Here is a 24,655-nt window from a genome sequence, read left to right as displayed (position 1 = left end):
ATGAATGTATTGCATATATCAGATATCCATTTTCGAGAAAGTTACCTGCCTTGTGAAGAAGGGTATCAAGGAATGCTGGCAGCCATGCAAAATCCCTTGATTCCTCTTGAAGAGTGTATCCAAGATGCCAAGGCGCGAGCGGCGATCGATTTGGTGGTGATCAGCGGCGATTTGACCGAAGATGGCGCGCCTGCCGATTATGCCTCTTTGAAGCAATATTTAGAAAAAGCCTTTGGCTCAGTACCCATCGTAGTAACGCTAGGTAATCATGATATCAAACGGCATTTTCGCCAAGGCTGGCAAGGCAAGTCAGTAGAAACCGCCAGTGATACACCTTTTAATCAAGTCTATGAAACGGAGACATTGGCGATCGTGACTTTCGATAATTCCTGCTATGGCTATGCCGACGGTATCGTAGATGAGCGACAGTTTGAATGGCTGCAAGCCACGCTGGCGCAGCTCAAAGAGAAAAAGATCGTTTTTGTGACACACCATCATTTGTTGCCCGACCAAGCAAGCACGCCGGCATGGGCCGGTGCCAATCGTTTGGTGGCATTATTGCAGCAGTATCAAATCTCTTGTATTCTCAGTGGACATACCCATCATGCGTTTACGGGAACGATCGCAGGGATTCCTTACTATACTGTGGCAAGTATGTCGTTTGTCGGGGAAGATGAAGGCGATGGGATGGTCCGTTTTGAAGAACGCTATGGATACAATTTGTATCGTTTCGAGGAAGGTGTATTGGTTCATCAATCCTCAGAAAACTATCGACCGAACCGTGTATTGATGCGGGTCAACATGCAAGGATAAAAAACAGACGTTCCGTCAACGCTGCCTTTAGCAGCAGAAAAGGAACGTCTGTTTTTGTGTGAAAAAGGCTTAGCCTTGATTGCCAAAGGTTTTGACAACTTCAATCGTGCCGTCGATATGAAAAAACAAGGTATAATTTTCTTCGGTTTTGATACCGTCAAAACGTCGGGCATAATACGTGACCGCGTCTTTGAAGGTTTGTGGGGGAACCCCTAAAAAATCAGCGCATGCCGCCAATGTTTTGCATCCTTCTTCAAAACAAGCGATGATATCATAGGGCGTGACCACGATCGCAGAACCAATGTCGCGGGCTTTGCGTTCTTGTTTGCGTTTTTCGTTGGTATCTTGGGCGGTAATGTCGCCAGCACTGGTCAGATAATGACCGATTTCTTCACCGATGGTGCTCAAGAGGTCTTCTTGTGACTGGTCAGGGTTCAAGTAAATATGGTGATCGATGTACAATCCTTGCTGACCATCAGGCATATTTTTATCGAAAATAAAGTGCAAGTCTGGGTAGGCGGCCATCAGTTCTTCTACTTTATCCATTTCCATCATTCCTTTTGGGCGTGCCGCTGTTTTATAAATTCAATATAGCTGAGGATATCTTCCATCTGCTCATCGGTGACGTCATCATCAATATGGGCCGCAACGGTTTGAACTTTTGCAGAGGGCTGCGTAAAGCCTGCCGGGACTTGTCTGCCTAATAAAAAATCGGTGGATACTTGAAAAATCTCCGCGAGTTTGACGATGGTCTCGCCATCGGGTTCGTTACGATCATTTTCGAAATGAGAATACGCTGCGCGGGTGATTCCCAGCTGATCTGCGATCTGCTGTTGGGTTTGATTGGTTCGTAGTCTGAGTGTTCTTAGCCGTTCGCCAAGCATGAGTGATCGCCTCCTTTTTTGTAGTATAGCACGTTAGATATAATTTGTATCTATTTTTGTATTATTTGATATAAAAAATATCACATTAGTTGACGATACGAATCGTATCTTTTATACTGGAAACAGATGATATGAATCGTATCAAAAGAATGGGGGAGGATCATGGATACATCGATCGTAACAGTTGTCTTGCCGTCACTCATTACTGGTGTACTTACTTATTTGGCTACCCGAGTATCCAGCAAAGCGAATTTGGAACAAACGAATATCGAAAATGCCCAGAAACTTTACCTAAAATATGAACAGATCAATCAAGAATTGACCCATAAAATCGATCAGTTAGAAGAAGAAGTCCAAAAGACCACTAAAACCTACCAAGAAGAAGTCTTAGTTTATCAAGGAAAGCTTGCTACTGCCCAAAGCGAACGGGATTTTTTGCGGGCAGAAAATCAGGTGCTGAAAGAATTACAGCGAGTAAATCAAGTGCCTGGCACGCGTGAAGAGAAGCAACATTCAGCCATTGGCTAATCGAAAAAAACTGCTTATCCGTCAATAAGCAGTTTTTTCGATTAGTTGATCATTTGTTCATTGACATAGGCAGCATAAAGCGGGTGGTTGTTGATCAATTGTGCATGGGTACCTTGACCGGTAATGGTGCCTTTTTCTATAAAGTAGATTTGGTCGGCATCCACGATGGTCGATAAGCGATGAGCGATCACTAATGTCGTACGTCCTTCCATCAGATGATCCAACGCCCGCTGGACTTTTTCTTCTGACTGAGAATCTAGGCTGGCAGTCGCTTCATCCAGCATCAGCAGCTTGGGATCCCGCAAGAATGCTCGAGCGATAGCGATCCGTTGTTTTTGACCACCAGATAGTTTGACGCCGCGTTCGCCGATTTGTGTTTCTAGTTTTTCGGGGAACTCTTGGACGAACTGATCGGCATAAGCCAATGCCAGTCCTTGCCACAATTCCTCCTCTGACAGCGTCCGGCCCAATCCGTATTGCAAGTTTTCCCGAATCGTACCAGCAAAGACCGCGCTGTCTTGGGAAACATAGCCGATCTGTGCCCGCCAGTTTTGCAGATCAATGTCAGCTATCGGCTGATCTCCAATCAGCAAGCGCCCGCTGGTGGGCTCATAAAAGCGTTCCAGTAAAGCAAAAATTGTGGATTTTCCGCCGCCGCTTGGTCCTGCAAAAGCAATCACGGTGTTGGGTTTGGCTTCAAAAGAAATGTTTTGCAAAATCGGCCGTTTGGGATCGTAACTGAAATCGATTTGTTCTGCTCGTAAGACTGCGCCATCGATGGCGGCTTTGGGTGCTGCTTGAATTGGTTCTAGCGGCGTATCCAAAATTTCTTGGATCCGTTCCGTAGCACCCATCGCTTTTTGGACTTGTGAAAAGAACATTGCAAACGTCGTTACAGGTGCAATAATATTAAAGAGATACAGTAGAAAAGCGATCAATGCGCCGCTCGTCAAGGTGCCGGCTTGCACACGGATCGCGCCATAACCGAGGATTCCTACGAGTAAGCCCAGCATGGCCGTCGTCATGATTGGCTGCAAAATCGCACTGACTTTCGCATCCTTGACCCCGAGGATAAAAATTGCCCCAATGTTGCGCCGACCGTTTTCTTGTTCACTGGCTTCTCCGTTGCTGGCTTTGATCAAACGGATCTCTGAGAGTTTTTCGCTGGCATCCGCATTGAAATCGGCGGTCGCTGCTTGCAACTGGCGTCCTAGTTTCGACATGATCTTGCCGATTGGCCACATGATCAAGGTGATCAAAGGCACCGCACTGAACATGATCGCAGCCATCTTCCAATCCATCAAAAACAAGATGATCATCGAACCGACCAATTGGATCAAGCCAGTGACAAAGCTGGGAAATTGCGAGGTGACTAGTTCTTTGATCACGGAAGTATCATTGACGAGTCGCGAACTGCTTTCCCCCGACTTGTGGTCATCAAAATAGCTGACTGGCAAATGCAGCAGATGTTTCCAAAGACGTTCCCGCAACGTTTTCACAGCACTTTCTCCCACATAGCGCAAGAGAAAACCGCCTAAAGTCCCTACGCCTAATTGCAGCACAAAGGCTAGGATCAAAACGACCAGCATGGAGGTGCTGAACGTGGGGGTGCCGCTGGCATCGACCAGTGTTTTCGTCAGCTGCGGCACGACCAAACTGGCGGCACTTGTGATCAGGCTAAAGAGCATCCCTAAAAGAAACAAGCCTTTCTTAGGATTGACACTGACGATCAGGTGGATAAAGTCTTTCATTTTAAATTTGTTTTTGTTCACTGTTGGTGTCGTTGTTTCCATTCGTTTTCCTCCGCAGCAAGCAAGATGGCTCACCGCTTTTTCTTTTTAATTAGGTGTTATTAGAAATCCTGCCAATCCTCCTCGGCTGCTTCGTCTTTAGAAGCGGAAGTCGGTCTTGCTTTGCGGTCTTGTCCAAACCCGTAGGCATCAAAAAAGTTGCCTTTTACCCATGTGTACCGTGGATCATTCGCCTCGCTACTATCAAACGGCCCAAACGGCCCAAATGGCTCAAATGGTCGATTGCCAATCATGCCGCGATGTCCAGGAAACGGCATTTGCCGCATGGCTTCCTTGATCTGTTTTTTCATTTTGCGTCGCTCATCAACACCCATTTCTTGCCAAGTATCTTTCATTTGTTGCCTCATTTTTCGACGATCCTCATTCGACATTTCCTGCCAATTTCCGCCCCATTGCTTCATCATTTCTTCCCGAATCTCTTGCATGGCTTGCAAACGATCCATTGGGTCAATAAAGCGTTGTGCCTGCTGTTGGAAGTCCGTCTCCCACCCAGCGGCGATGTTTTCAAGCAGACGAGCAAATTCGGTTTGTTCCTCCTCTGAGAGCCCAGCAAAAAACGACTGACTGCTGGTGGCTTCTTTTTGTGCTAGTAATTTTTCCGCTTTTTTTCTTCCAGTTTCTGTCAGGTAGATTCGTTTGATCCGTTTGTCAGCAGCATCTTCTTTGCGATGAATATCGCCACTATTTTCCATTTTCTTCAATAGTTCCGCTAGAGAGCTTGGCCGTAGGTCTAAGACTTCTGCAAGATAACTTTGCACCAAGCCGTCTTCTAAATTTAAAACGGCCAGGACACGTTGCTGTCCCGAAAGGCGCTGGTTGTTTTGACTCATAAAGGCATTGCTGGCTTCGCTGATAAAACGAAGCTGTTTCATTAAGTGGTCGGTCATTGTACTCATGGTGTACACTCCTTTTGGTTTATCGTTCGGTACCTAACGATATCGATGAGTTGATTATAGTTCGGTACCGAACGAATGTCAATAAGAAGCAGCTGAGATTTTTTTCTAACAAAAAGTAAGCAGAATGATTGACTTACTAAAAGTAAGTTTGGTATGCTGAGTCCATCGTTAAAGAAACCACAACAAAAGGAGTACAAAAGAATGGTCTTTGGATTTGGGAAAAAAGAACAAATAATTGAAAAAGAAGTAATGAAAGAGGTGTATCGCACCCCTGAAAAGAAAAAAGCGCAAAAAATCGGGATCATCGTTGGCAGTACGAGAGAAGGCCGCGTGAGTCCGCAAGTAGCCAATTATGTTTTACAAACAGCACGCGCGCATAGCGACCGCTCGTTTGAAATCATTGATATCAAAGACTATGACTTGCCATTTATGGGTACAGGTGAAGTGAACCAAGCGTGGAACGAAAAAATCGCTGAGTTAGACGGCTACCTCTTCATCGTACAAGAATACAATCATGGCATATCAGCTTCCTTGAAAAATGCGTTGGACAGCGCTCGCGAGGAATGGTTCAACAAAGCAGCAGCGATCGTCAGCTATGGTTCGGCAGGAGGGATTCGTGCCGCTGAGCAAGTTCGCTTGATTTTGGCGGAACAAAAAGTAGCCACGGTGCGCACCAATCCTGCCTTCAACTTATTTACTGATTTTGAAAACTTTGCCACCTTTACCCCTGGCGAGCATATGACTGCAGGAATGAACGACATGTTGACGGAATTATTGGACTGGGCAGACACATTTGCCAATCGTTAAAAAAACAAACGAAGACAATCTTAGGAGGAACCTATCATGAAATTTGGTATTATTTTAGGCAGTACAAGAGAAGGACGCGTAAGTCCGCAAGTCGGAGCATATATTCAAGAAATTGCTAATCAACGGTCAGAGCATCAGTTTGAGATCGTTGATGTAAAGGCATTTGATTTACCATTTATGGGAACGGCCGAGCCAAACATGGCATGGAACAAAAAAATTTCTGAATTAGATGGCTATATCTTCATCGTGCAAGAATACAACCACGGTTTTGCAGCTTCCTTGAAAAATGCCGTAGATTCTGCTCGGGAAGAATGGTTTGATAAAGCTGCTGGGATCGTCAGCTACGGTTCTGGCGGTGGGATTCGGGCCGCTGAACAATTGCGCAACGTATTAGCTGAACAAAAAGTTGCCACCGTGCGGACCAACCCAGCCTTCAACTTATTTACTGATTTTGAAAGTTTCAGTACCTTCAAACCCGGTGCGCACATGGCTGCGGGTGTCAATGATATGCTAGATGAATTGTTGTTGTGGTCAAAAGCTTTTGCAACGATCCGCTGATCTGTTTTTAAGACACAATCATTTATAAGCGATCCTTTGCTGTTTCATCCATGGATGGAACAGCTTTTTTGGCGTCTGCCAAGCAAGGGTTCGATTGGCAAGGGTGTTTCACTGAAAGAAAGACCAAAAATCGGGTATACTAGAAGAACAGAAGCTGCGTGCAACAGCAATCGATTTTTTTCCAAAAACCTGCACGCTGCCAGTAACAGAGGAGTGAACAAGAGCATGAATCTACTTTTTGCGATTGATGATCGATTCAGTGAACAATTAAAAACAACGTTATATTCAATCAAACGTCATACGACAGCAGCATCCTTTGATGTCTATGTCTTACAAGAAAAAGAATTGAGCCATGCTGCAGAGCTGGAGGCTTTTTGTCAAAAGCTGGCGATGACCTATCATCCCATCATCATCGGTTCTGGTTCGATTTTTAAAACCGCGCCTGTCAGTGATCGCTACCCTGAGTCGATCTACTATCGATTATTGGCACAAAATTACTTGCCGCAGCAGGTGGAAAAAATCCTGTATCTGGATGCGGATATTTTGTGCATCAATGATTTGCGCCCCTTGTATGAGCTGACGTTAGGGGATTTTCTGTATGCCGCCGCCAGCCATTCTAAGCTGACAGAAGTAACAACAGTCATCAATAAAGTCCGATTGCGCAATTATGAGTCGGAAGGTTACTATAATTCAGGTGTTTTGCTGATGAATGTGCACCAGCTGCGGCAAGAGGTCAAAGAAACAGAGATCGCTGCGTTTATTGAGAAAAATCATTTGAACCTCTTTTTGCCAGATCAAGACATTTTGAATGGGTTGTACGGCGATCGGGTGCTGGCGATCCCTGATCAGCTCTACAACTATGACGTACGAAAAAACCGTACCTATGAAACGATCAGTTTAGGGGAATGGAGTTTGGATTGGGTCATCGAGCATACCGTTTTGTTACATTTTTGCGGCAAAGAGAAGCCATGGAAAAAAGGCTACCGCAGCCGCTACGGGGCGCTATACAAGTATGTGGAAAATGAACGACGGAAGTTTGAAGAAAAACAATCAAAGAGCGTATGATTAAAAAAGCTTTACTTGGACAAAAGACAAGTAAAGCTTTTTTTTCGATCATTTTTTGAAGGGAATTCTTGTAAAATCAAGTAGACGCATCTAGTTTGTTTCCGCATCGATAAGGAAACACCTTGTGTTCAAAAAGAAAGCGCTATCTATTATGATGACAGTATCAACCCATCGCAATGCTAAGTCAGTGAACAACTTTTTTATTCAGCGGAAGAATGGTCAGAACCACGCCATCATTTAGCAACTACTGAACATAGATAGTGAAATAGAGTGTCATCGTTAAGGAGGAAAACTATATGAAAAAAGCATTAATCATCTGTGCAGGCGGTATGTCTTCATCAGTCATTGCCAAAAAAACGACGGAATATTTTAAAGAGCGAGGAAAAGAAATTGAACTAGATGCAACGTCTGCCTCTCAAGGAGCAGCCTCGATCGCCAAAGATGAATACGACTTATACTTAGTCAGCCCGCAAACCAAAATGTACTTTGCGAATCTTGAAAAAGCTGCCATCAAGTACCAACGACCCATCGTAAATATTCCGCCCCAAGCTTATGTGCCGATACCGATGGGCATTGAAAAATTAGCTGCTGTGGTGGAGCAAAATATACAATAGTCGTTCAAACAAAAAGCTTCATGAGAATAGGTTGATGAAAAATGTTGAGTAAAAAAGAGATCATCATGCTAAAAATGCTTTACCAAAATCGTAACACGTATACCAGTAGTAAACAGATCGCAAAGCAACTGGGGGTCTCAGATCGGACTGCGCGCAAGTATGTTCAAGGGTTGGGGCTTATCTTGAAGAACCATAAGCTTGGTCAGATTTGTGCCAAGCAAGGGCAGGGCTATCGGCTAAACATCACCGACCAGCGTTCCTTTGATCGTTTTTATACAGAGAAAACCAACACCAGACCAACAGCTGCCGACCTTACGACGATCAATGAAGCCAATGACCGCCAATATTTTGTGTTAAATCAATTGTTATTTGGGCAAAAGCCTGTTTTTGTTGATGACTTGGCGGCGGATCTATGTGTTTCTCGTTCAACGATTTCCAACGACATCGTTGAAATCAAGCAATTGTTAAAGCCTTATACGATCGAGTTGAAACATCGAACCAGTCAGGGGATCTACGTTGCAGGATCTGAAAATAGTCTACGGCATTTCATCATGAATTACTTTTTCATGAATCGCCTGCAAGACAATCTGTATGCCTTCTCCATGTACAAACATCTATTAGAGGGGATAGCGATCGAGGAAATCGTGATCATCGTTTTGGATACATGCCGCAAGTATTTTTTGAAACTTTCTGATTTTATGATCTATACGATCGTCCTTCATATTGGTCTAGCAATAAAACGGCTGCAGGCGGGCTTTGAGATCCAGCTGCATCCGCAAGAGGCAAACTTAGCGCAGGAAGTGGAATACCAATCAGCTTTAGAGATCGTCGAGAAGATCCGCCAACAGATGAGCATCGTCTTGCCACCGGAAGAGGCTTTCTATATCGCCATTCATTTAAAAAACAAACTAGTTTCTGAAACCATTCGTGAACAGATCGATTTAGACGATAACGAGGTCAAACAACAGCTGCTAGTCGTTTTACAAAAGATCGATCAAGAAACGGGCTTTTGCTTAGCCGAAGATCCCTTATTGATAGATGGGCTGATGATGCATATCACCCCATTATTGCAACGATTGAATAACGGTACGAGTATGGAAAATCCTTTGTTAGAGACCATCAAAAAAGATTACAGCGACTTTTTTCAACTAACGATTCGGCATTTTTCTGATGTCCCCTTCTTTGCCCCCTATAAAGTGACCGAAGGAGAGCTCGCCTACTTGACGATCCATTTGACTGCTGCAATGGAACGCTTAGCGAATCAGCAAAAAGCACGGGTCTTAGTGATCTGTGCAACAGGAATCGGTAGTTCACAAATGTTAAAAAATCGTTTGGAACACGAACTTGGTTCAAAACTTGTGATTGAAGAGATGATCAGCTATTACGAAATCAGTGAACAAAAACTAGCAGGGATTGATTTGATCATTTCATCTATCAAAGTACCAGATGTGGTTCTAAATATCCCCATCGTCACAGTCAGTGTTTTTTTAGATAAAAAAGATATCCAAAAAATCAATCGCCAATTGAAACAGTATAAAACGAAAAAACAGTACCGTAGCGTTCTGAAACAGCGACCGAAGACCTTGTCTGACAAAGAGCGGGAACTGATTGAGACTAGCTTTCGCCCAGAACTTTTTCTTTGGCTCGCCGAAGAGACCGATAAAGAGGCTGTTTTAGACCAGCTGCTGACGAGGATCGAAAGCGTGGAAAAGCGCGCGGTGAAAGAAGCGCTAGGCAAGCAGCTTGCTTTACGAGAAGCCTATAGCTCAGTAGCCTTTTCCGATCATTTGGCGGTGGCGCACCCTATTGAACCGATCACCAATGATGCTTATGCGGCCGTTGCTATACTAAAACAAGGCATAAAATGGGATGACGAGCATGACCAGATCCAGCTGATTTTCTTACTTTCCCCTGATCGATTGGGGCAAGTAGAATTGAACAAAATCAGCCAACTGTTAGTACCGATCATTGAAGATGAGTCATTTAAAGATGCACTCATAGCAAGTGGTGATTTTGAACATTTTATGGAATGCTTTATCGGGTATCACCTAGGAACACATTTATCGCACATGTAAGGGAGAAAGAACAATGAAATCAGAAAAACTACAAGAGACAGCCTTTCAAATTATTCTTAGCAGCGGAGATGCTCGGACGATCGTTCATGAAGCATTCCAAGAGATGCGTCAAGGAACTTTTGAAGCAGCACAAGCAAAACTGGATCAAGCAAACGAAGCACTAGTAGAGGCCCACAAAGCACAGACGGGCTTATTACAAGAATACGCCAGCGGCGAAAAAATCGACATGGAGATCATCATGGTCCATGCACAAGATCATCTAATGACAACGATGACTTTGCGAGAAGTGGCGATTGAAATGCTGGCGTTATACCAGCGAGAGCGATAGAAAGGAAGGGATCAAATGACCAATCGAGAACAGCAGAAAAAAATGGCAGAAAAAACGTTTCGGTTTCACCGCTTTTTATTTCTAAGGTATGTATTAGCAGTCTTTTTCTTTGCAAATCTTTATTGGTTCTTAGCAGCGATGGTCAGCAATGCCGTACTCTTGATCCTCCCGCTGGCACTGCTGATTTTGGCCATTTCGGCGATCGGTGAATACGTGCGTCTTTATGGCAGCTATTCAGAGCAAATAGCTGGAAAACTGCGCTGGACGCGCTTGTTTTATCTTTGTCAACTGACGATGAATCTCCTGTTAATCGCCATCTGCTGCTTCTCTCATCTGTTTTCATTCGTTTTTCCTTTTCTTGAAAATACGCCGATCAATCGAGGCATTCTTACACTTTGGCTTAGTGTGGGGCTAATGTTAACTGCGTTATGTTTGCAGCGTGTCAATAAGATCCGTCGCAAAAAAGATACGTATTATGGATATATTAAAGAATACCAAAAACTCATTGAAGGGAAGTAGTTACATTATGGAACAATCAAATAGCAAGTTGTTCAGTCTCTTAGAAACGGCCGTCATGGGACCGTTAGGAAAAGTGGCACAGTTCAAAATCGTACGTGCCATCATGGCTGCTGGGATGGCTTCGATTCCTTTTACGATCGTTGGCTCGATGTTTTTAGTTATCAATGTATTGCCGCAGACCTTTACCTTTTTAGAAGATTTCTTCAATAATACTTTTTTCAGAGTCAGTGATTTGTATATGCTGGCAAACAGCACGACAATGGGACTTTTGGCATTATATTTTTGTATCGTTCTCGGCTATGAATACACCAAGATCTATGCGGAAGAAGAAGAGTTGGATCTTGCGCCTATGAGTGGGGCGTTACTATCGATGTTTGCCTTTTTCATGTCGATCCCACAATTGATGATCGTGGATGGCAGCATGTCACGAATCACCGATCAAGAAAATGCCATCATCAATGGCTGGGCGATCGGTGGCGACGGGGTGGAGCGTTTAGGAACGACCGGGATATTTACCGGTATTATCATGGCGGTGTTGGCTGTTCAGTTGTACCGCTTGTGTGTAACGAAAAAATGGGTCATTAAAATGCCCGAAGAAGTACCATTGGGAGTCGCCCGTGCCTTTACAGCATTGATCCCTGCCTTTGTCGTCGCATTCACGGTCCTTATTATCAATGGGGCTTTGGTTGCAGCGGGAACGGATATTTTCCAAATCATTGCCGTGCCTTTTGGGTTTGTGACGAACTTGACTAATAGTTGGTTAGGGTTGATGGTGATTTACTTTTTAGTCAGTGCATTATGGTTAGTAGGGATTCACGGTGCAAATATCATTTTCTCTGTATTGACGCCAATCACCTTAGGTAATTTGACAGCCAATGCTGAGGGCGCCAATTTTGCATTAGCTGGTGAGTTTAACAATGCGTATGTGACCGTCGGAGGTTCAGGGGCAACGCTAGGTCTCGCTTTATTCTTGGTTTATCTGGCAAAATCAAAACAATTGAGAGTGTTAGGAAAAGCTTCGATCATTCCAGCATTATTCAATATTAACGAGCCGTTGATTTTCGGGATTCCTTTGATTTATAATCCTTTCTTAGCGATTCCCTTTTTCTTAGCACCGATGGCATCCGCATCGATTGCCTATTTTGCGATCGAATTGGAAATCATTCGACCGATGATCGCCCAAATGCCATGGCCTTCTCCAATCGGTATCGGCGCATTCATTGGAAGTGGAGGCGATTGGAAAGCCGCAGTTTGTGCGTTTTTATGTGCAGGCGTTGCCTTTTTGATCTACTTCCCATTCGCTCGTTCTTATGATGCAGGACTAGTCAAGCAAGAAGCCCAAGAAGGGGAGCAAGCAGCATAAATTGCAAGGAACAAGAAAGAAACGTCCACACGGGCGTTTCTTTTTTTAAGCGTTCTATTCTGCTTTTTTTCGATTCGATGGTACGATGAAATGAGAGCGTCATGAAAAAAAGAAGGAGTGGAGAACATGAAATTTTTGATTTGGCTGGTCTGTGTGATCGGCATCGAAGCAACAGGAATCATCTCGAGTTTGTTTGCAGGAGACATCGCTGGAACGTATGCGCAAATGGAAAAACCCTTTTTAGCCCCTCCTGGTGGGATCATTGGGATCGTTTGGACGATTTTGTATGCCTTTATGGGAACAGCGTTGTATCTGTTGATCGTAGCCAAAGTCAATCCAGCGCTTAAAAAGAATGCCTATATCTTCTTTGCGATCCAGCAAGTACTAAACTTCTTGTGGAGTATCGTTTTCTTTGGCTGGAATGCTTACTGGGCAGGAACGGTCATTATTGTCTTGTTAGTCCTATCAGTGATTATTTGTATGATCCTCTTTGCTCGCATCGACAAAAAAGCAATGTACTTGTTTATTCCTTATTTGATTTGGTGTCTGTACGCAGGCTACTTAACGATTGGCTTAACTTTATTGAATGCCTGATAGAAAAACCCTCTTCCAAGCGTCGTGTTGGAAGAGGGTTTTTTCTTTTAGATATAGTCTTCAGTCAATTCCATAAAGCTGGCAACATCTTTTAGGACCATATCGATCCCTGCTTGCCAGAAGTCTGGTTTTGTTAAATCAACACCAAGGTGTTTTTGCGCCAGTTCTTCCGTCGTCATTGAAGCAGTATCTTGCAATAAAGCAATGTATTCTTCTTCAAAGCTAGACCCTTTTTCATTGGCATACGCGTAGATCCCCATGCTAAAGAGGTAACCAAAGGTGTAAGGGAAGTTGTAAAACGGCACATCATCAATAAAGAAGTGCAATTTGGCTGCCCAGAAATGTGGATGATAAGTCGCTAACCCATCCGCATAGCTTTCTTTTTGCGCCGCTGTCATCATTTCCGTGATTTGCTCCGCTGAAACTAAGCCGTTTTGACGGGCTTGGTAAAAGCTATTTTCAAAAATAAAGCGTGCATGGATGTTCATGAACATCGCGATCGCATTTTGCATTTTGGCATCCAATAGATTGATTTTTTCTTCCTTCGTTGTCGCTTCTTTGAGGGTTGCATCAGCAACGATCAATTCAGCAAAGGTACTTGCTGTTTCGGCAACGTTCATGGCATAGTTGCGGTTTAATTCTGGTAGCTCCCAAAGAACGCTGCTGTGAAACGCGTGACCTAACTCATGGGCAAGCGTCGCTACTTCGTTGACTGAATTGCTGTAGGTCATGAAAATACGTGACTCTTTGGTTTCTGGCAAGCTGGTGCAATAGCCGCCAGGACGTTTGCCAGGACGATCTTCTGCTTCGATCCAGCTTTTTTCAAAAGCAATTTGGGCAAAGTCAGCCATTTTCGGACTGAACTTACGGAAGTTGGTCAAAATAAAGTCAGCTGCTTCATCAAAGGTGTAGGTTCTTTCTTCCATGTCCCCAAGGATGATCGGCGCATCTTGATCTTGCCATTCCATTTTTTCTTTGCCGAAAAGCTGGGCTTTGCGGGTCAAGAAATCAACGATCGGCTGTTTGTTCTTTTGGATCGTGCCCCACATAGCATCCAATGTCGCTTTTTGCAGACGATTGTATTCTAATGGTTCTTTCAAGTAATCAGTGACCCCGTGAAGCTTGAAGGTAGAAAGGCGGAAGCCGTCTAAATGGTTCAAGGTATCTGCAAAGAGGTCTTCTTTTTCTGCCCAAGTCTTTTCCCAAGTGTCAAATAAACGTGCACGAACTTCTGGATCTGGATCACCCATCATTTTATTGAAGGCTTGACCAGCGGACAAGTTGATCGTCGTGCCGTCTTCTTGAAGGAAAGGAATTTCGATCGAGGCAACGATCGTATCGTAATGTTGGCTCCAAGCATTTAAGCCATCTAAATTTAAAGTGTTGATGATGGTTTCTTCTGCTTCAGATAACAATTCTTTGCCGTCGCGACGAATCTCGCTTAGACGAAAAGCGATTGGTGCTAAGTTTTCCGCTGTAAGTAACGCAGTCCAATCATCCTCAGAAATTTCTGTCAATTTTTTCGAGAAAACGGTTTGTGCTGCTTGCAATGCTGGCAGTTTTGCGTAGAGGTCGCCTGTCAGGATTTTGGCTTTGCTGTCGTTGACATTCGCTGAAAGCAAGGCATTGATAAAGCTGCCACATTGTGAAAATCCCTGATTGATTGTGCCAGAAAGTTCGATTAATTCCTCTAATTTTGTCGCATTGTCTGTAGCGTTTGGTGCCCAAGCGTCAACTTTTTCACGGTAAGTTTTGATTTCTTCTTCCAGCTGGCTCATGCGTTCTTTTAATTGAACAGAATCACTGCCTCCTGGAAAAATTGTTTCTAGATCCCAATTGATTGAATAGGTCATTCCTATCAAACCCCTTTCTTTTCCTACGATCTTATTAAGTATAGCATAGCCACATTTAGTCGCAACCATCGGATTTTTTAATCGAAAAAGGAAAGCTGTCGGTTGAAAAAGTTCTTTTCTTTCGCAAGCTTTGCCTGCATTGGTCGGGGACGTCAAAATCAAAGAAAAGAACAAAATCGATCATTTTTTCATTCTCATCAAATTCTTATTTAAAAATTGCTGAATAAATATTACATAAAAAAAAATAACAACGAGTAAAAAAACGCTCGCAAGAAGATATTCACTCTTTATTGCATAATGACAAATGCTTTGCATAATGAAGGCGAAATACGTCGCTTGGTAAGCGCATACATTCTTGTACTATGTAGGCGTAATCAAAACAAAGGAGGATGTAAAGAAATGTCAAATGCTATTCATGTTTTTTCAGAAATCGGCCGCTTGAAGCAAGTCATGCTCCATCGCCCTGGTCGAGAATTAGAAAACCTCGTTCCGGATCATTTAAATCGCTTGTTATTTGATGATATTCCCTTTTTGGAACAAGCAAGGGCTGAACATGATCAATTTGCCGATGTATTGCGTAATAATAATGTGGAGGTGTTGTATTTAGAAGATTTAGCAGCAGAAGCGTTAACTAGTCAAGAAATCAAAGAGCAGTTTATCAAGGAATATTTAGAAGAAACAACGTTACAAAGTCCAGAAATCATTGCTGAAATTACCGATTATTTCTTATCTTTTGAAGATAACCGTCAATTCATCGATAAAACGATGGCAGGTTTAGCGAAAAATGAACTGAAATTGCCCCATAGTCAAAGCTTAGCTGGTGCTGTGGATGACCAGTATCCGTTTTTGATCGATCCAATGCCGAATTTGTATTTCACTCGCGATCCGTTTGCGACGATCGGTAACGGGGTTTCCTTGAATCGTATGTATTCAGAAACAAGACGTCGTGAAACGTTGTATGGCAAATACATTTTTGCTCATCATCCAATGTTCCAACAACAGCCACCGCACTTGCTTTATGACCGTGATCAGCCAACACGAATTGAAGGTGGCGATGAATTGGTTCTGTCAAAACGAGTGTTAGCGATCGGGATCTCCCAACGAACAGATGCCACTTCCATTGAACAGTTGGCTCGTAATGTGTTCCAACATGAACCAAGTTTTGAGTACGTCTTAGCTTTTGATATTGGTCAAGAACGCAAATTCATGCATTTAGATACGGTATTTACAATGGTTGATTATGACAAATTTACGATCCATCCAGAAATTGAAGGCGAACTGACCGTTTATTCAATCTCACGTGACGGGGATGGCGTAACCATCAAAGAAGAAAAAGATACGTTAGAAAACATTTTGTGCCGCTACTTAGAATTAGATGCAGTGGAATTGATTCGCTGTGGGGGGAACGATTTGGTCGCTGCAGCTCGGGAACAATGGAATGACGGTTCCAATACCTTGACGATCGCACCTGGTGAAGTCGTGGTCTATGACCGTAACACGATCACCAATCAAAAATTAACTGAAGCCGGCATCAAATTGCATAAAATCTCCGGCAGTGAATTGGTTCGCGGCCGTGGCGGCCCTCGCTGCATGAGCATGCCATTTATCAGAGAAGATATTTAATCTAGAGGAGGAATTACTAATGAAACAAGTATTTAAAGGAAGAAGCTTCTTAGCAGAAAAAGATTTTACGAAAGCCGAGTTAGAATACCTTATTGATTTTTCCATCTATTTGAAACAGTTGAAAAAGCAAAATATTTCTCATCGCTATTTGGAAGGCAAGAACATCGCCCTCTTATTTGAAAAAACGTCGACTCGGACACGGGCGGCATTTACGACGGCTGCCATCGATCTTGGTGCCCATCCAGAATTTTTAGGTGCGAATGATATCCAGCTAGGCAAAAAAGAATCCGTTGAAGATACCGCCAGAGTTTTAGGCAGTATGTTTGATGGCATTGAGTTCCGCGGGTTCAGCCAACAAGTCGTTGAAGATTTAGCCAAATTCTCTGGCGTTCCTGTTTGGAATGGCTTAACCGATGAATGGCATCCAACCCAAATGATCGCTGACTTCATGACGATCAAAGAAAACTTCGGTACATTAGAAAACATTACGTTAGTCTATGTGGGCGATGGCCGAAACAATATGGCGAATAGTTTGTTAGTGACGGGAGCGATTTTAGGTGTCAATGTTCGCATCTGTGCACCAAAAGAACTTTTCCCAGCTGAAGAAGTGACAGACTATGCCAACAAATTTGCCAAAGAATCTGGCAGTCAGCTGATGGTAACAGACGATATTCAAAAAGGCGTCAAAGATGCCGATGTTCTGTATACCGATGTTTGGGTTTCAATGGGGGAAGAAGACCAGTTTGAAGAACGGGTGAAGCTGTTGAAAGATTACCAAATCAACCGCGAAATGGTAATGGCGACTGGAAAACAAGACGATGGCTTGATCGTGCTTCACTGCTTGCCAGCGTTCCATGATACGAATACGACGTATGGAAAAATGATTGAAGAAAAATTCGGCATTTCTGAAATGGAGATCACAGACGACATTTTCCGCAGTCAATGGGGCCGTCAATTTGAAGAGGCTGAAAACCGAATGCACTCGATCAAAGCAATCATGGCAGTAACCTTAGGCGATCTCTTTATTCCTAGAGTGTAAGAAGGAGCAGTGAGCAGATGAGTGAAAAGAAACCAACGATCGTTGTCGCCCTTGGCGGCAACGCTATCCTAGCAGATGATGCCAGTGCCAAAGGGCAAAAAGAACGGCTTAAACAGACCGTCGAGTATTTAATTCCCCTGATCCAAAAAGACGTTCATTTGATCATTACCCATGGGAATGGGCCTCAAGTGGGAAATTTGGTTTTGCAGCAACAAGCCAGTGATTCTAGCAAAAACCCAGCGATGCCTTTAGATACCTGCGTGGCAATGACGCAAGGCAGTATTGGCTATTGGTTACAAAATGAGCTGAGAATCCAGTTGAAAGAAGCCCAAATGGCTAAGCCGGTGGTGACAGTGGTGACGGAAATTACAGTCGATGCCCAAGATCCAGCATTTGCCCATCCGACCAAACCAATCGGTCCTTTCTTAACGGAAACAGCTGCCAAAGAAGCCATGGCGGCAACAGATGCCATCTATCGTGAAGATGCTGGTCGTGGTTGGCGGAAAGTCGTTGCCAGTCCAGCGCCACAAGCGATTCAAGAAGTTGCCAGCATCAAGGCGCTGATTGAACAAAACACGATCGTTATTTGCGCAGGCGGCGGGGGCATTCCCGTGTTAGATAATGGGCTGGGGGTTGAAGCCGTGATCGATAAAGATTTTGCTTCTGAAAAATTGGCCCGTTTAGTCGATGCGGATCAGCTGATCATTTTGACGGGCGTGGAAAAAATCGCTTTGAACTTTGGCAAGGAAAATGAGCAGTGGTTGGATCATGTGACCGCCGCTGAATTGGAAACCTATGTCGATGAAGGACATTTTTCACCGGGAAGCATGTTACCGAAAGTACAAGCAGCTTTGAATTTTGTCAAAATGGGCACGGAAAAACGGGCAGTGATTACTTCCTTAGATAAGCTGGCAGAAATTGAAGACGCTGGTACACAGATCACCTGGAAATAAGCGAAGTAGCAAAGCAAGTCCAAAACATTGGAGTGAGAGAAATGATCGACTACCAAATAAAAGATCCATCAACAAGAGCGAATAGCTTTCAATGGCTGGAAGAAGAAAATCAACAGCGATTGAAGGAGCATATTTACTGCCGTACGTACAAAAAAGGCCAAGTGCTTTTTTATGAAGGCGACGTAAGAGATCGGATATTCCATGTGATCGAAGGTCTCGTACGGATCGAAAAAACCGACGGAACTGATTCCTATTGTTATGTAGATTTTGTTGGGCCTGATCAGTTATTTCCTTTGATTGGCTTGTTTGAAAGAGACAACTATGATGTATCGGCATTCGCTGCAACAGACATTGTCGTGCAGTTTGCAGCGATGTCGCTGTTTGAACCGCTGGTTGTTTCATCTACAAGTCAGTTGCTGTGGCTGAATCAGCAAATGAGCCAGCAGTTGGAGAAGCAAAGACGCCGAGTGGAGTACTGTGTCACCTCTAGCGCGCAGACAAGAGTCGTCAATACGATCGGTCTCTTGATGATCGAGCACGGACAGTCACAAGGAGAGCAGATTCGCATTCCTTTTCCAGTTTTTATCAATGATATCGCTAAATACAGTGGAACGACGCGAGAGACGGTCAGTCAAACCATCAAGGCGCTCGTGCACAAAAGAAAGATTTATTATCGTTACAAAGAACTCATTATTTATGACAAAGATTATTTTTCCCATGTTGCGAATTGACCACAGACAGACTTGCTGTTGGCAATTTGCACCTAAGATTGATTCAATAGAGGAGGAACGAAGATGAAAAAAAAGCAAAAAGAAAAAAAGTCGCTGACATCGTTCAGTATCTTATTTCTGATCATTATTGCGTTGACGGTCGCTTCTTGGCTACTAGCTGGTCAGCCCTTTGCACCTTCATTACCAGCAGGCCAAGAAGAGATGGTCAGCCAAGTCGTCGGTGCCAAGTTTTCTGATTTCTTTATGGCGCCTTTTAACGGATTTCGTGATGCGATCGAGATCTGTGTGTTTATTCTTTGTTTGGGTGGCTTTTTGAATATTGTCACACGAACAGGCGCTTTAGAAGCTGGTATTCAGCATTTGGTCAAAAAACTCAAAGGCAACGAGTTGATTTTGATCCCGATTTTGATGGTGTTGTTTTCAATTGGTGGCTCAACTTATGGAATGGCGGAAGAAACGATTCCGTTCTATTCCCTATTAGCAATCACAATGGTGGCATCGGGCTTTGATACGATCGTCGCAGCAGGAACCGTCATGTTGGGGGCGGGTGCCGGTGTGATCGGCTCCACCGTTAACCCTTTCGCTACTGGGGTGGCAATGGATGCCTTACGAAGCATCGATATTGCTCCGAATAATGGCACGATCCTAGTAGTTGGCGCATTGCTTTGGCTAGTCACGACCGCGTATTGTATCTTTGTGGTGATGTCTTATGCCAAAAAAGTTAAAGCCGACAAAGGCTCCACGATCTTATCGCTGCAAGAGCAAAAAGAAATGGAAGAGCATTTTGTCAAAGACACGAACGAAGCCTTGGCGTTTACGCAAAAGCATCGCCTGATTTTGACGATTTTTGGCTTATCCTTTGTGATCATGGTGGTTTCCTTGATTCCTTGGGGCGACTTTGATATCCATGTGTTTGACGGTTGGACCGCCTTTTTGACCGGGAATAGCTTCGGTGAATGGTATTTTGGTGATTTGGCTATGTGGTTCTTCTACGTCAGTATCATCATTGCATTGATTCAAGGATTCTCAGAAAAAGAAATCGTGACCAACTTTATCGATGGGGTCAAAGACATTTTATCCGTTGTCTTGATCATCGTTGTGGCACGGGGGGCTTCCTACATTATGCAAACGACGTACTTGGATCTATTTATTTTGGATCGGGCTTCCCATCTTTTAGAAGGGTTATCACCTGTCCTGTTCGTAATTGGCGCCTATATTTTGTATCTGCTCTTATCGTTCTTGATTCCATCGACTTCAGGACTGGCATATGTATCGATCCCTATCATGGGTGCCTTGGCGCAAAGCATCGGACTCAATCCGAACGTCATGGTCATGATCTTTACTGCTGGTTGCGGATTAGTGAATTTGATCACACCAACTTCTGGCGTCGTGATGGGCGGATTGGAGCTGGCTCGGGTCAACTATTCTACTTGGACTCGCTTTATGCGCAAACCGTTACTGGTTATCGGAATTTCCAATCTTGCCATTTTAATCTTCTCGATGTTGTTCTTGTAAGCTGCGTTTCAAGAAGTGAACGAGACGGATCAACTATTTCAGTAAGCGAGGCGACTTGAGAGGAGCGGATCAAGTAAATGAAAAAAAAAGAGCGACAAGCAATTATCAAAAAACTTTTTGTCCTACATCGGATTGAGTCTCAAGAAGAATTGATGAATTTATTAAAAAAAGAAAATGTTTCAGCTACCCAAGCCACGATTTCTAGAGACATGCGGGAAATGAACATCGCTAAAACGTATGCCAAAAATGGCCGACCGTATTATTCAATCTTTGAATCCAAAGAGCAGGATCTAGAAGACAGAATTGCGTTTTCGATGTATGAGTATCTAAAAAAGATTACGCAGATTGACTTTTTAGTTGTCGTTCATACGGCTGAAAATGGCGCCGATGTGATCGCCAATTATCTTGATGAAATGGAGCTGCCAGAAATTGTCGGCACGATTGCAGGGTTTGATATTTTATTGATCATCACGCCGTCACAAGAAGCGGCAGCAGAGGTCGTCGAGCGGTTGAATCATTATGTAGAAGGCTACGAGATGGGTTCGTCATTATTTACTGGAGAAAAAAACGCAAAACAGCCCTGAGAATCGTTGAGGAAGCTGAACGTCACAAGCCCAAAGATCTCACAACCAAACGGGGGACGGCTTTTCATACCGATGGCTATTTTTAAAAAGAAAGAGTGCTTCTAAACTTGACGGAAGCACTCTTTTTGTGTGTGCAATGTCTCCACGGTTTGCTGGAAAAACAGTTGCATCACCAAATGAAAATGGTAAGATAGGAAAATGAGGAGTGAAAACTATGAAAAAATTACTGAAAGAACCGAACTTTTACTTTTGTATCGCAATTGCGGTAATGGTCATCCTCTTTATCAGCTCTTCACAAACCTATGAGCAGCAATCTCAAATCGGGTTGCTTTCACGTATCTTAAAAAACGAACCATTGAAAGATTGGTTGGAGACGATCTCTTTTTCCTATGCTGGGTCGGAGATCAGTATTGCGGAAAAAGGCTATTTCTCATTTGTGGAATTTTTCATTCGCAAAGGTGCGCATTTCTTCACTTATTTTGTCTTAGGGGGCAGTTTGTTCTTCGTTCTCGTTTATCGCCGTACGCCCTATTGGCTAGCCGCTTTTTTTGCTTGGTTGGCAGCCACCGGCTACGCTGGGATCGATGAATACCATCAAATGCTGACGGGAGGACGGACGCCGCTTTTTCAAGATATCATGCTGGATTCAGCGGGAGCACTGACCGCCGTTCTTTTGGGGTGGTTGATTTGTCAGCTATCGAAAAAGTCACCTAAACGCCGCAAAACATAACGAGTTGTCGGCGTTTTTTAAGCAGTAAGCTGTCAGAAAGTATAAAAACAAGAGGCGAAAACAATGGAAAAAAGTTTGAGCAGTGTCAAAAGCAAATCGGAGTTTGTCGTGCATGAAAGTTTACCGGTGGGGATTCTTCTTGCTATGGCGGGCGGTTTTTTAGATGCGTATACCTACTTGTTTCACGGGGAAGTGTTTGCAAGTATGCAGTCGGGGAATGTCATTTTGTTAGGGATCAATCTTTCAACGGGGCAGTTTGAACAAGCCTTTCGATATCTGCCACCAATCTTCATGTTTTTAGTGGGGATCGTAGTGACGAATCATCTGCAGCATCATTTTCCGACAGGGGGCTGGATCGTTTGGCAAAATGCCGCATTAATCTTTGAAGCAATCGGTATTTTGGTTCTGGGCTTTTTTGCTCGATCATTACCCAATGTCATGATCGATTCGGGGTTATCTTTTTTTGCAGCGATTCAATATGCCGCCTATCGTCGATTGGCAGGGATGCCCTATGCCACCACGATGACCACCGGCAACTTACGTTCACTGGCTGATTATTTGTACATGCGCTGGTTTAAGAAGGACCGATCAGTGACACCCAAGATCATTGCTATTTCCTTGATCATCGGCGGCTTCTTTTTTGGTGCAGTCTTAAGCAGCTTGCTAGGGATTTTCTTATTCCACCGCACCATCTGGGTGGTTTCAGGGATTTTAGCCTTGGTGTTGGGGATCACGATCCATCATCAAAATAAACAATAGAAAAAAGACATTCGCTGGAATGTCTTTTTTGTCTTACTTTTTGGTGCTTGTGCGTGAATCTTTGAGATACAGTGCCGTTTCTACGAGTAGCGCTGCTAGAAGATAGCTGCCAAAAACGGCTACTTGGTAAAAAGCCTCTGCGATCAGCTCGTTGCGCTGCAATAAAACGACCCCGCCTAGAAAGAGCATCGCTAACAAGGAGAACCACTGCTGGGCAAAACGCCAATTGCTGACACTGGCTGTACTGCGCTTGGTGCGAAAGCCGAATACATAATTGGGTTCTTCTCGGTAAAAGCACCAGAAGACGATGAAAAAAATACCCGTAAAAATCAACAACAAAAGTCCAATATCGATCGAGATCACTACCTTTCACGTGCGATTTGTTTGATAAGTAAGTGAAGCCGCTAAAGAGGAATACATACTTATTGTATCCGCTATGAACGCTTCTATGAAGGGGAACAATCGAAAAATACGTGCTTCTAGCAAAAAAAACGGATGGCGATTTGCAGCGCCATCCGTTTTTTTATCCCCGTTGAAAAGGGCCTTTTGGTGCAATCAATTCAAGATTGGTGCCGTCTGGATCTGTAAAGTAGGCGACGCCTGTCCCAAAGCCGCTTTTCAAACCGTCTTGTGCTTCAAAAACGATGGGGGTGCCGTCAGGCTCAACGCCAATGGCTTTTAGACGAGCAACGGCTTCATCAATATTTTCGACTTCAAAACAAAGATGCATCGCGCTGATTTGCTCATTGGAATAGCTAGCTTTGTTGGATCTTGGTTCGACGTATTCTAAAAGATCGATGTTGAGATTGTCTAAATGAAGATTGGCATATTTGATCAGTGTATCTGCTAATCCTTGCGTTTGCGCCATGCGTTTGCCGCCGATCGTATCTTGATTGGCGATTTTTTTTCCCGTTAATGCTTCATAAAATTGGATGGAACGTTCGAGATTGCTGACGGTGATTCCCACATGGTTAACCATTGAAAAGCCTGTGTTTGTGTTTGTCATTATACTTCCTCCTAAGGTTTTGTTTAGTATATCGTTCGGTTAATGAAAATCGAATGTGTCTGGATCTGGACCCACTCGTAAGTCTTCATTTAATGCGTTCAAGCGGGCCATGTCAGCTTCTGATAAATGGAAATCAAAAATCGCTGCATTGGCGATCATTCGCTCAGGGTGTGTCGATTTGACATTGACTAAGATCCCTTGTTGAATAGCCCAGCGTAAAAGCACTTGTGCCGCTGATTTTTGCTGCGCGTCGGCGATCGCCAAGACGGTGTCATCTTTCAGCAGTTTGCCTTGCATCAATGGCGACCAAGCTTGGATCGCAATTGCTTTTTCGCCACAAAAAGCCCGCAGGTCTTGCTGCGTCAGTTTGGGATGCAGCTCGATCTGATTGATAACAGGAACGACCTTAGCAATGGCCAATAATTGCTCCAGATGATGGATCTGGAAGTTGCTGACCCCGATCGCTTTGATTTTTCCTGCCGCATAGAGGTCTTCCAAGGCACGCCAGGACTCTTGAAATGCTTGATTTCCTGGCCAATGGATCAAGTACAAGTCGAGATACTCGAGGTTTAAGCGGGCCAGACTTTCATTGAAGGCGTGGATCGTTTCATCATAAGTTAAATGATCGTTCCAAAGTTTGGAAGTGACAAAGAGTTCTTCACGAGCCAACCCCGTTTCTTGTAAGCCTTGTTTGATTCCTGCCCCTGTTCCTGTTTCATTGCCGTAAATCGCTGCTGTATCAATCAAGCGATAGCCATTGATAATCGCTTGCTTCACGACCTCTGCTGTGTCAGCTTCAGGGATTTGAAAGACACCTAACCCCAACCCGGGGATTTCACTGCCGTTGTTCAGGGTGACGGTATCTGATAATTTTCCGATCATAAAAACATCTCCTTTATTTTTTTCTGGTATCATCATATAATGAGGTGGTAATACTGTATAGTACGTACTTTTTTGTTTGATACCCACCTTTTGGTAACCTTTGTGTGATATCAAGCGTAATGAGG

Annotated in this window: 27 protein-coding genes; 19 read left to right on the top strand and 8 right to left on the bottom strand. The window is 43.8% G+C overall.

The window, feature by feature from the left end:
* On the top strand, positions 1–813 hold the full coding sequence (locus IGI72_RS16855; protein WP_438754857.1) for a metallophosphoesterase family protein: 813 nt from the start codon (positions 1–3) through the stop codon (positions 811–813).
* Between the two features lie 69 nt (positions 814–882).
* Here IGI72_RS16855 and IGI72_RS16850 read toward each other — a convergent pair whose 3' ends face one another.
* The gene (locus IGI72_RS16850) at positions 883–1,359 is read right to left on the bottom strand and encodes an ImmA/IrrE family metallo-endopeptidase (RefSeq protein ID WP_034858679.1); all 477 of its coding nucleotides are present in this window, start codon (positions 1,357–1,359) and stop codon (positions 883–885) included.
* Positions 1,360–1,364: 5 nt separating this feature from the next.
* A complete protein-coding gene (locus IGI72_RS16845; protein ID WP_015510522.1) occupies positions 1,365–1,697 on the bottom strand; it encodes a helix-turn-helix domain-containing protein in 333 nt (110 codons plus the stop codon).
* Between the two features lie 162 nt (positions 1,698–1,859).
* Here IGI72_RS16845 and IGI72_RS16840 point away from each other — a divergent pair, with 162 nt between their 5' ends.
* Positions 1,860–2,225 carry a hypothetical protein gene (locus IGI72_RS16840; RefSeq protein ID WP_271813943.1) on the top strand — a complete coding sequence of 122 codons (366 nt, stop codon included), beginning with the start codon at positions 1,860–1,862 and terminating at the stop codon, positions 2,223–2,225.
* Between the two features lie 41 nt (positions 2,226–2,266).
* Here IGI72_RS16840 and IGI72_RS16835 read toward each other — a convergent pair whose 3' ends face one another.
* Complete coding sequence (locus IGI72_RS16835; RefSeq protein ID WP_438754854.1) at positions 2,267–4,018, bottom strand: ABC transporter ATP-binding protein; 1,752 nt, start codon at positions 4,016–4,018, stop codon at positions 2,267–2,269.
* Between the two features lie 59 nt (positions 4,019–4,077).
* Positions 4,078–4,932, bottom strand: a complete 855-nt coding sequence (locus tag IGI72_RS16830; protein ID WP_438754852.1) for a MarR family transcriptional regulator — start codon at positions 4,930–4,932, stop codon at positions 4,078–4,080.
* A 201-nt stretch (positions 4,933–5,133) separates the two neighbouring features.
* On the opposite strand from IGI72_RS16830, the gene IGI72_RS16825 reads away from it, so the two are divergent.
* The 9 genes from IGI72_RS16825 (at position 5,134) to IGI72_RS16785 (ending at position 12,855) form a co-directional block, all read left to right on the top strand.
* The gene (locus IGI72_RS16825; RefSeq protein ID WP_015510518.1) at positions 5,134–5,739 is read left to right on the top strand and encodes an NADPH-dependent FMN reductase; all 606 of its coding nucleotides are present in this window, start codon (positions 5,134–5,136) and stop codon (positions 5,737–5,739) included.
* Positions 5,740–5,775: 36 nt separating this feature from the next.
* A complete protein-coding gene (locus IGI72_RS16820; protein ID WP_142965279.1) occupies positions 5,776–6,297 on the top strand; it encodes an NADPH-dependent FMN reductase in 522 nt (173 codons plus the stop codon).
* 225 nt (positions 6,298–6,522) lie between these two features.
* Entirely contained in the window at positions 6,523–7,362 is an 840-nt protein-coding gene (locus tag IGI72_RS16815; protein ID WP_156236829.1) for a glycosyltransferase family 8 protein, read from the top strand.
* 296 nt (positions 7,363–7,658) lie between these two features.
* Entirely contained in the window at positions 7,659–7,976 is a 318-nt protein-coding gene (locus IGI72_RS16810; protein ID WP_438754849.1) for a PTS cellobiose transporter subunit IIB, read from the top strand.
* A 41-nt stretch (positions 7,977–8,017) separates the two neighbouring features.
* Complete coding sequence (locus IGI72_RS16805; protein WP_438754847.1) at positions 8,018–10,051, top strand: BglG family transcription antiterminator; 2,034 nt, start codon at positions 8,018–8,020, stop codon at positions 10,049–10,051.
* 13 nt (positions 10,052–10,064) lie between these two features.
* Positions 10,065–10,379 carry a PTS cellobiose transporter subunit IIA gene (locus tag IGI72_RS16800; protein WP_015510513.1) on the top strand — a complete coding sequence of 105 codons (315 nt, stop codon included), beginning with the start codon at positions 10,065–10,067 and terminating at the stop codon, positions 10,377–10,379.
* A gap of 15 nt (positions 10,380–10,394) precedes the next feature.
* The gene (locus IGI72_RS16795; RefSeq protein ID WP_438754845.1) at positions 10,395–10,898 is read left to right on the top strand and encodes a hypothetical protein; all 504 of its coding nucleotides are present in this window, start codon (positions 10,395–10,397) and stop codon (positions 10,896–10,898) included.
* 7 nt (positions 10,899–10,905) lie between these two features.
* Entirely contained in the window at positions 10,906–12,261 is a 1,356-nt protein-coding gene (gene celB, locus IGI72_RS16790) for a PTS cellobiose transporter subunit IIC (protein WP_015510511.1), read from the top strand.
* 126 nt (positions 12,262–12,387) lie between these two features.
* Entirely contained in the window at positions 12,388–12,855 is a 468-nt protein-coding gene (locus tag IGI72_RS16785; protein ID WP_010748985.1) for a TspO/MBR family protein, read from the top strand.
* 47 nt (positions 12,856–12,902) lie between these two features.
* Here the strand turns inward: IGI72_RS16785 and IGI72_RS16780 are convergent, their stop codons facing one another.
* On the bottom strand, positions 12,903–14,708 hold the full coding sequence (locus IGI72_RS16780) for a M3 family oligoendopeptidase (RefSeq protein ID WP_438754842.1): 1,806 nt from the start codon (positions 14,706–14,708) through the stop codon (positions 12,903–12,905).
* A gap of 399 nt (positions 14,709–15,107) precedes the next feature.
* On the opposite strand from IGI72_RS16780, the gene arcA reads away from it, so the two are divergent.
* The 8 genes from arcA (at position 15,108) to IGI72_RS16740 (ending at position 22,642) form a co-directional block, all read left to right on the top strand.
* Positions 15,108–16,331: an arginine deiminase gene (gene arcA, locus IGI72_RS16775; RefSeq protein WP_010748983.1), complete on the top strand. Its 1,224-nt coding sequence runs from the start codon at positions 15,108–15,110 to the stop codon at positions 16,329–16,331.
* A 19-nt stretch (positions 16,332–16,350) separates the two neighbouring features.
* Positions 16,351–17,370 carry an ornithine carbamoyltransferase gene (gene argF, locus IGI72_RS16770; RefSeq protein WP_016608459.1) on the top strand — a complete coding sequence of 340 codons (1,020 nt, stop codon included), beginning with the start codon at positions 16,351–16,353 and terminating at the stop codon, positions 17,368–17,370.
* Positions 17,371–17,387: 17 nt separating this feature from the next.
* Positions 17,388–18,323, top strand: a complete 936-nt coding sequence (arcC, locus tag IGI72_RS16765; RefSeq protein ID WP_005230702.1) for a carbamate kinase — start codon at positions 17,388–17,390, stop codon at positions 18,321–18,323.
* A gap of 41 nt (positions 18,324–18,364) precedes the next feature.
* Positions 18,365–19,054 (top strand): Crp/Fnr family transcriptional regulator, encoded by a 690-nt coding sequence (locus IGI72_RS16760; protein WP_005230704.1) that lies wholly within the window; start codon positions 18,365–18,367, stop codon positions 19,052–19,054.
* A gap of 63 nt (positions 19,055–19,117) precedes the next feature.
* A complete protein-coding gene (locus IGI72_RS16755; protein ID WP_010748979.1) occupies positions 19,118–20,569 on the top strand; it encodes a YfcC family protein in 1,452 nt (483 codons plus the stop codon).
* Between the two features lie 77 nt (positions 20,570–20,646).
* A complete protein-coding gene (locus IGI72_RS16750) occupies positions 20,647–21,153 on the top strand; it encodes an arginine repressor (protein WP_005230706.1) in 507 nt (168 codons plus the stop codon).
* 214 nt (positions 21,154–21,367) lie between these two features.
* Positions 21,368–21,883, top strand: a complete 516-nt coding sequence (locus IGI72_RS16745) for a VanZ family protein (protein ID WP_438754840.1) — start codon at positions 21,368–21,370, stop codon at positions 21,881–21,883.
* A 63-nt stretch (positions 21,884–21,946) separates the two neighbouring features.
* Positions 21,947–22,642 carry a YoaK family protein gene (locus tag IGI72_RS16740; RefSeq protein ID WP_438754838.1) on the top strand — a complete coding sequence of 232 codons (696 nt, stop codon included), beginning with the start codon at positions 21,947–21,949 and terminating at the stop codon, positions 22,640–22,642.
* Positions 22,643–22,675: 33 nt separating this feature from the next.
* On the opposite strand, the gene IGI72_RS16735 is transcribed toward IGI72_RS16740, so the two are convergent.
* From IGI72_RS16735 to IGI72_RS16725, 3 genes are all read right to left on the bottom strand, one after another.
* Entirely contained in the window at positions 22,676–23,005 is a 330-nt protein-coding gene (locus IGI72_RS16735) for an SdpI family protein (RefSeq protein ID WP_016608455.1), read from the bottom strand.
* A 160-nt stretch (positions 23,006–23,165) separates the two neighbouring features.
* Positions 23,166–23,648, bottom strand: coding sequence for a VOC family protein (locus IGI72_RS16730; RefSeq protein WP_010748992.1), 483 nt, complete (start codon positions 23,646–23,648; stop codon positions 23,166–23,168).
* Between the two features lie 39 nt (positions 23,649–23,687).
* Positions 23,688–24,566 (bottom strand): aldo/keto reductase, encoded by an 879-nt coding sequence (locus IGI72_RS16725; RefSeq protein ID WP_438755115.1) that lies wholly within the window; start codon positions 24,564–24,566, stop codon positions 23,688–23,690.
* Between the last annotated feature and the right edge of the window lie 89 nt (positions 24,567–24,655).

The organism is Enterococcus sp. DIV1059_2, from assembly GCF_051713685.1.
Lineage (GTDB): Bacteria > Bacillota > Bacilli > Lactobacillales > Enterococcaceae > Enterococcus_D > Enterococcus_D casseliflavus.
The sequence above is the reverse complement of the archived record's forward strand: the minus strand, read 5'-3'. Positions and strand labels throughout refer to the sequence as shown.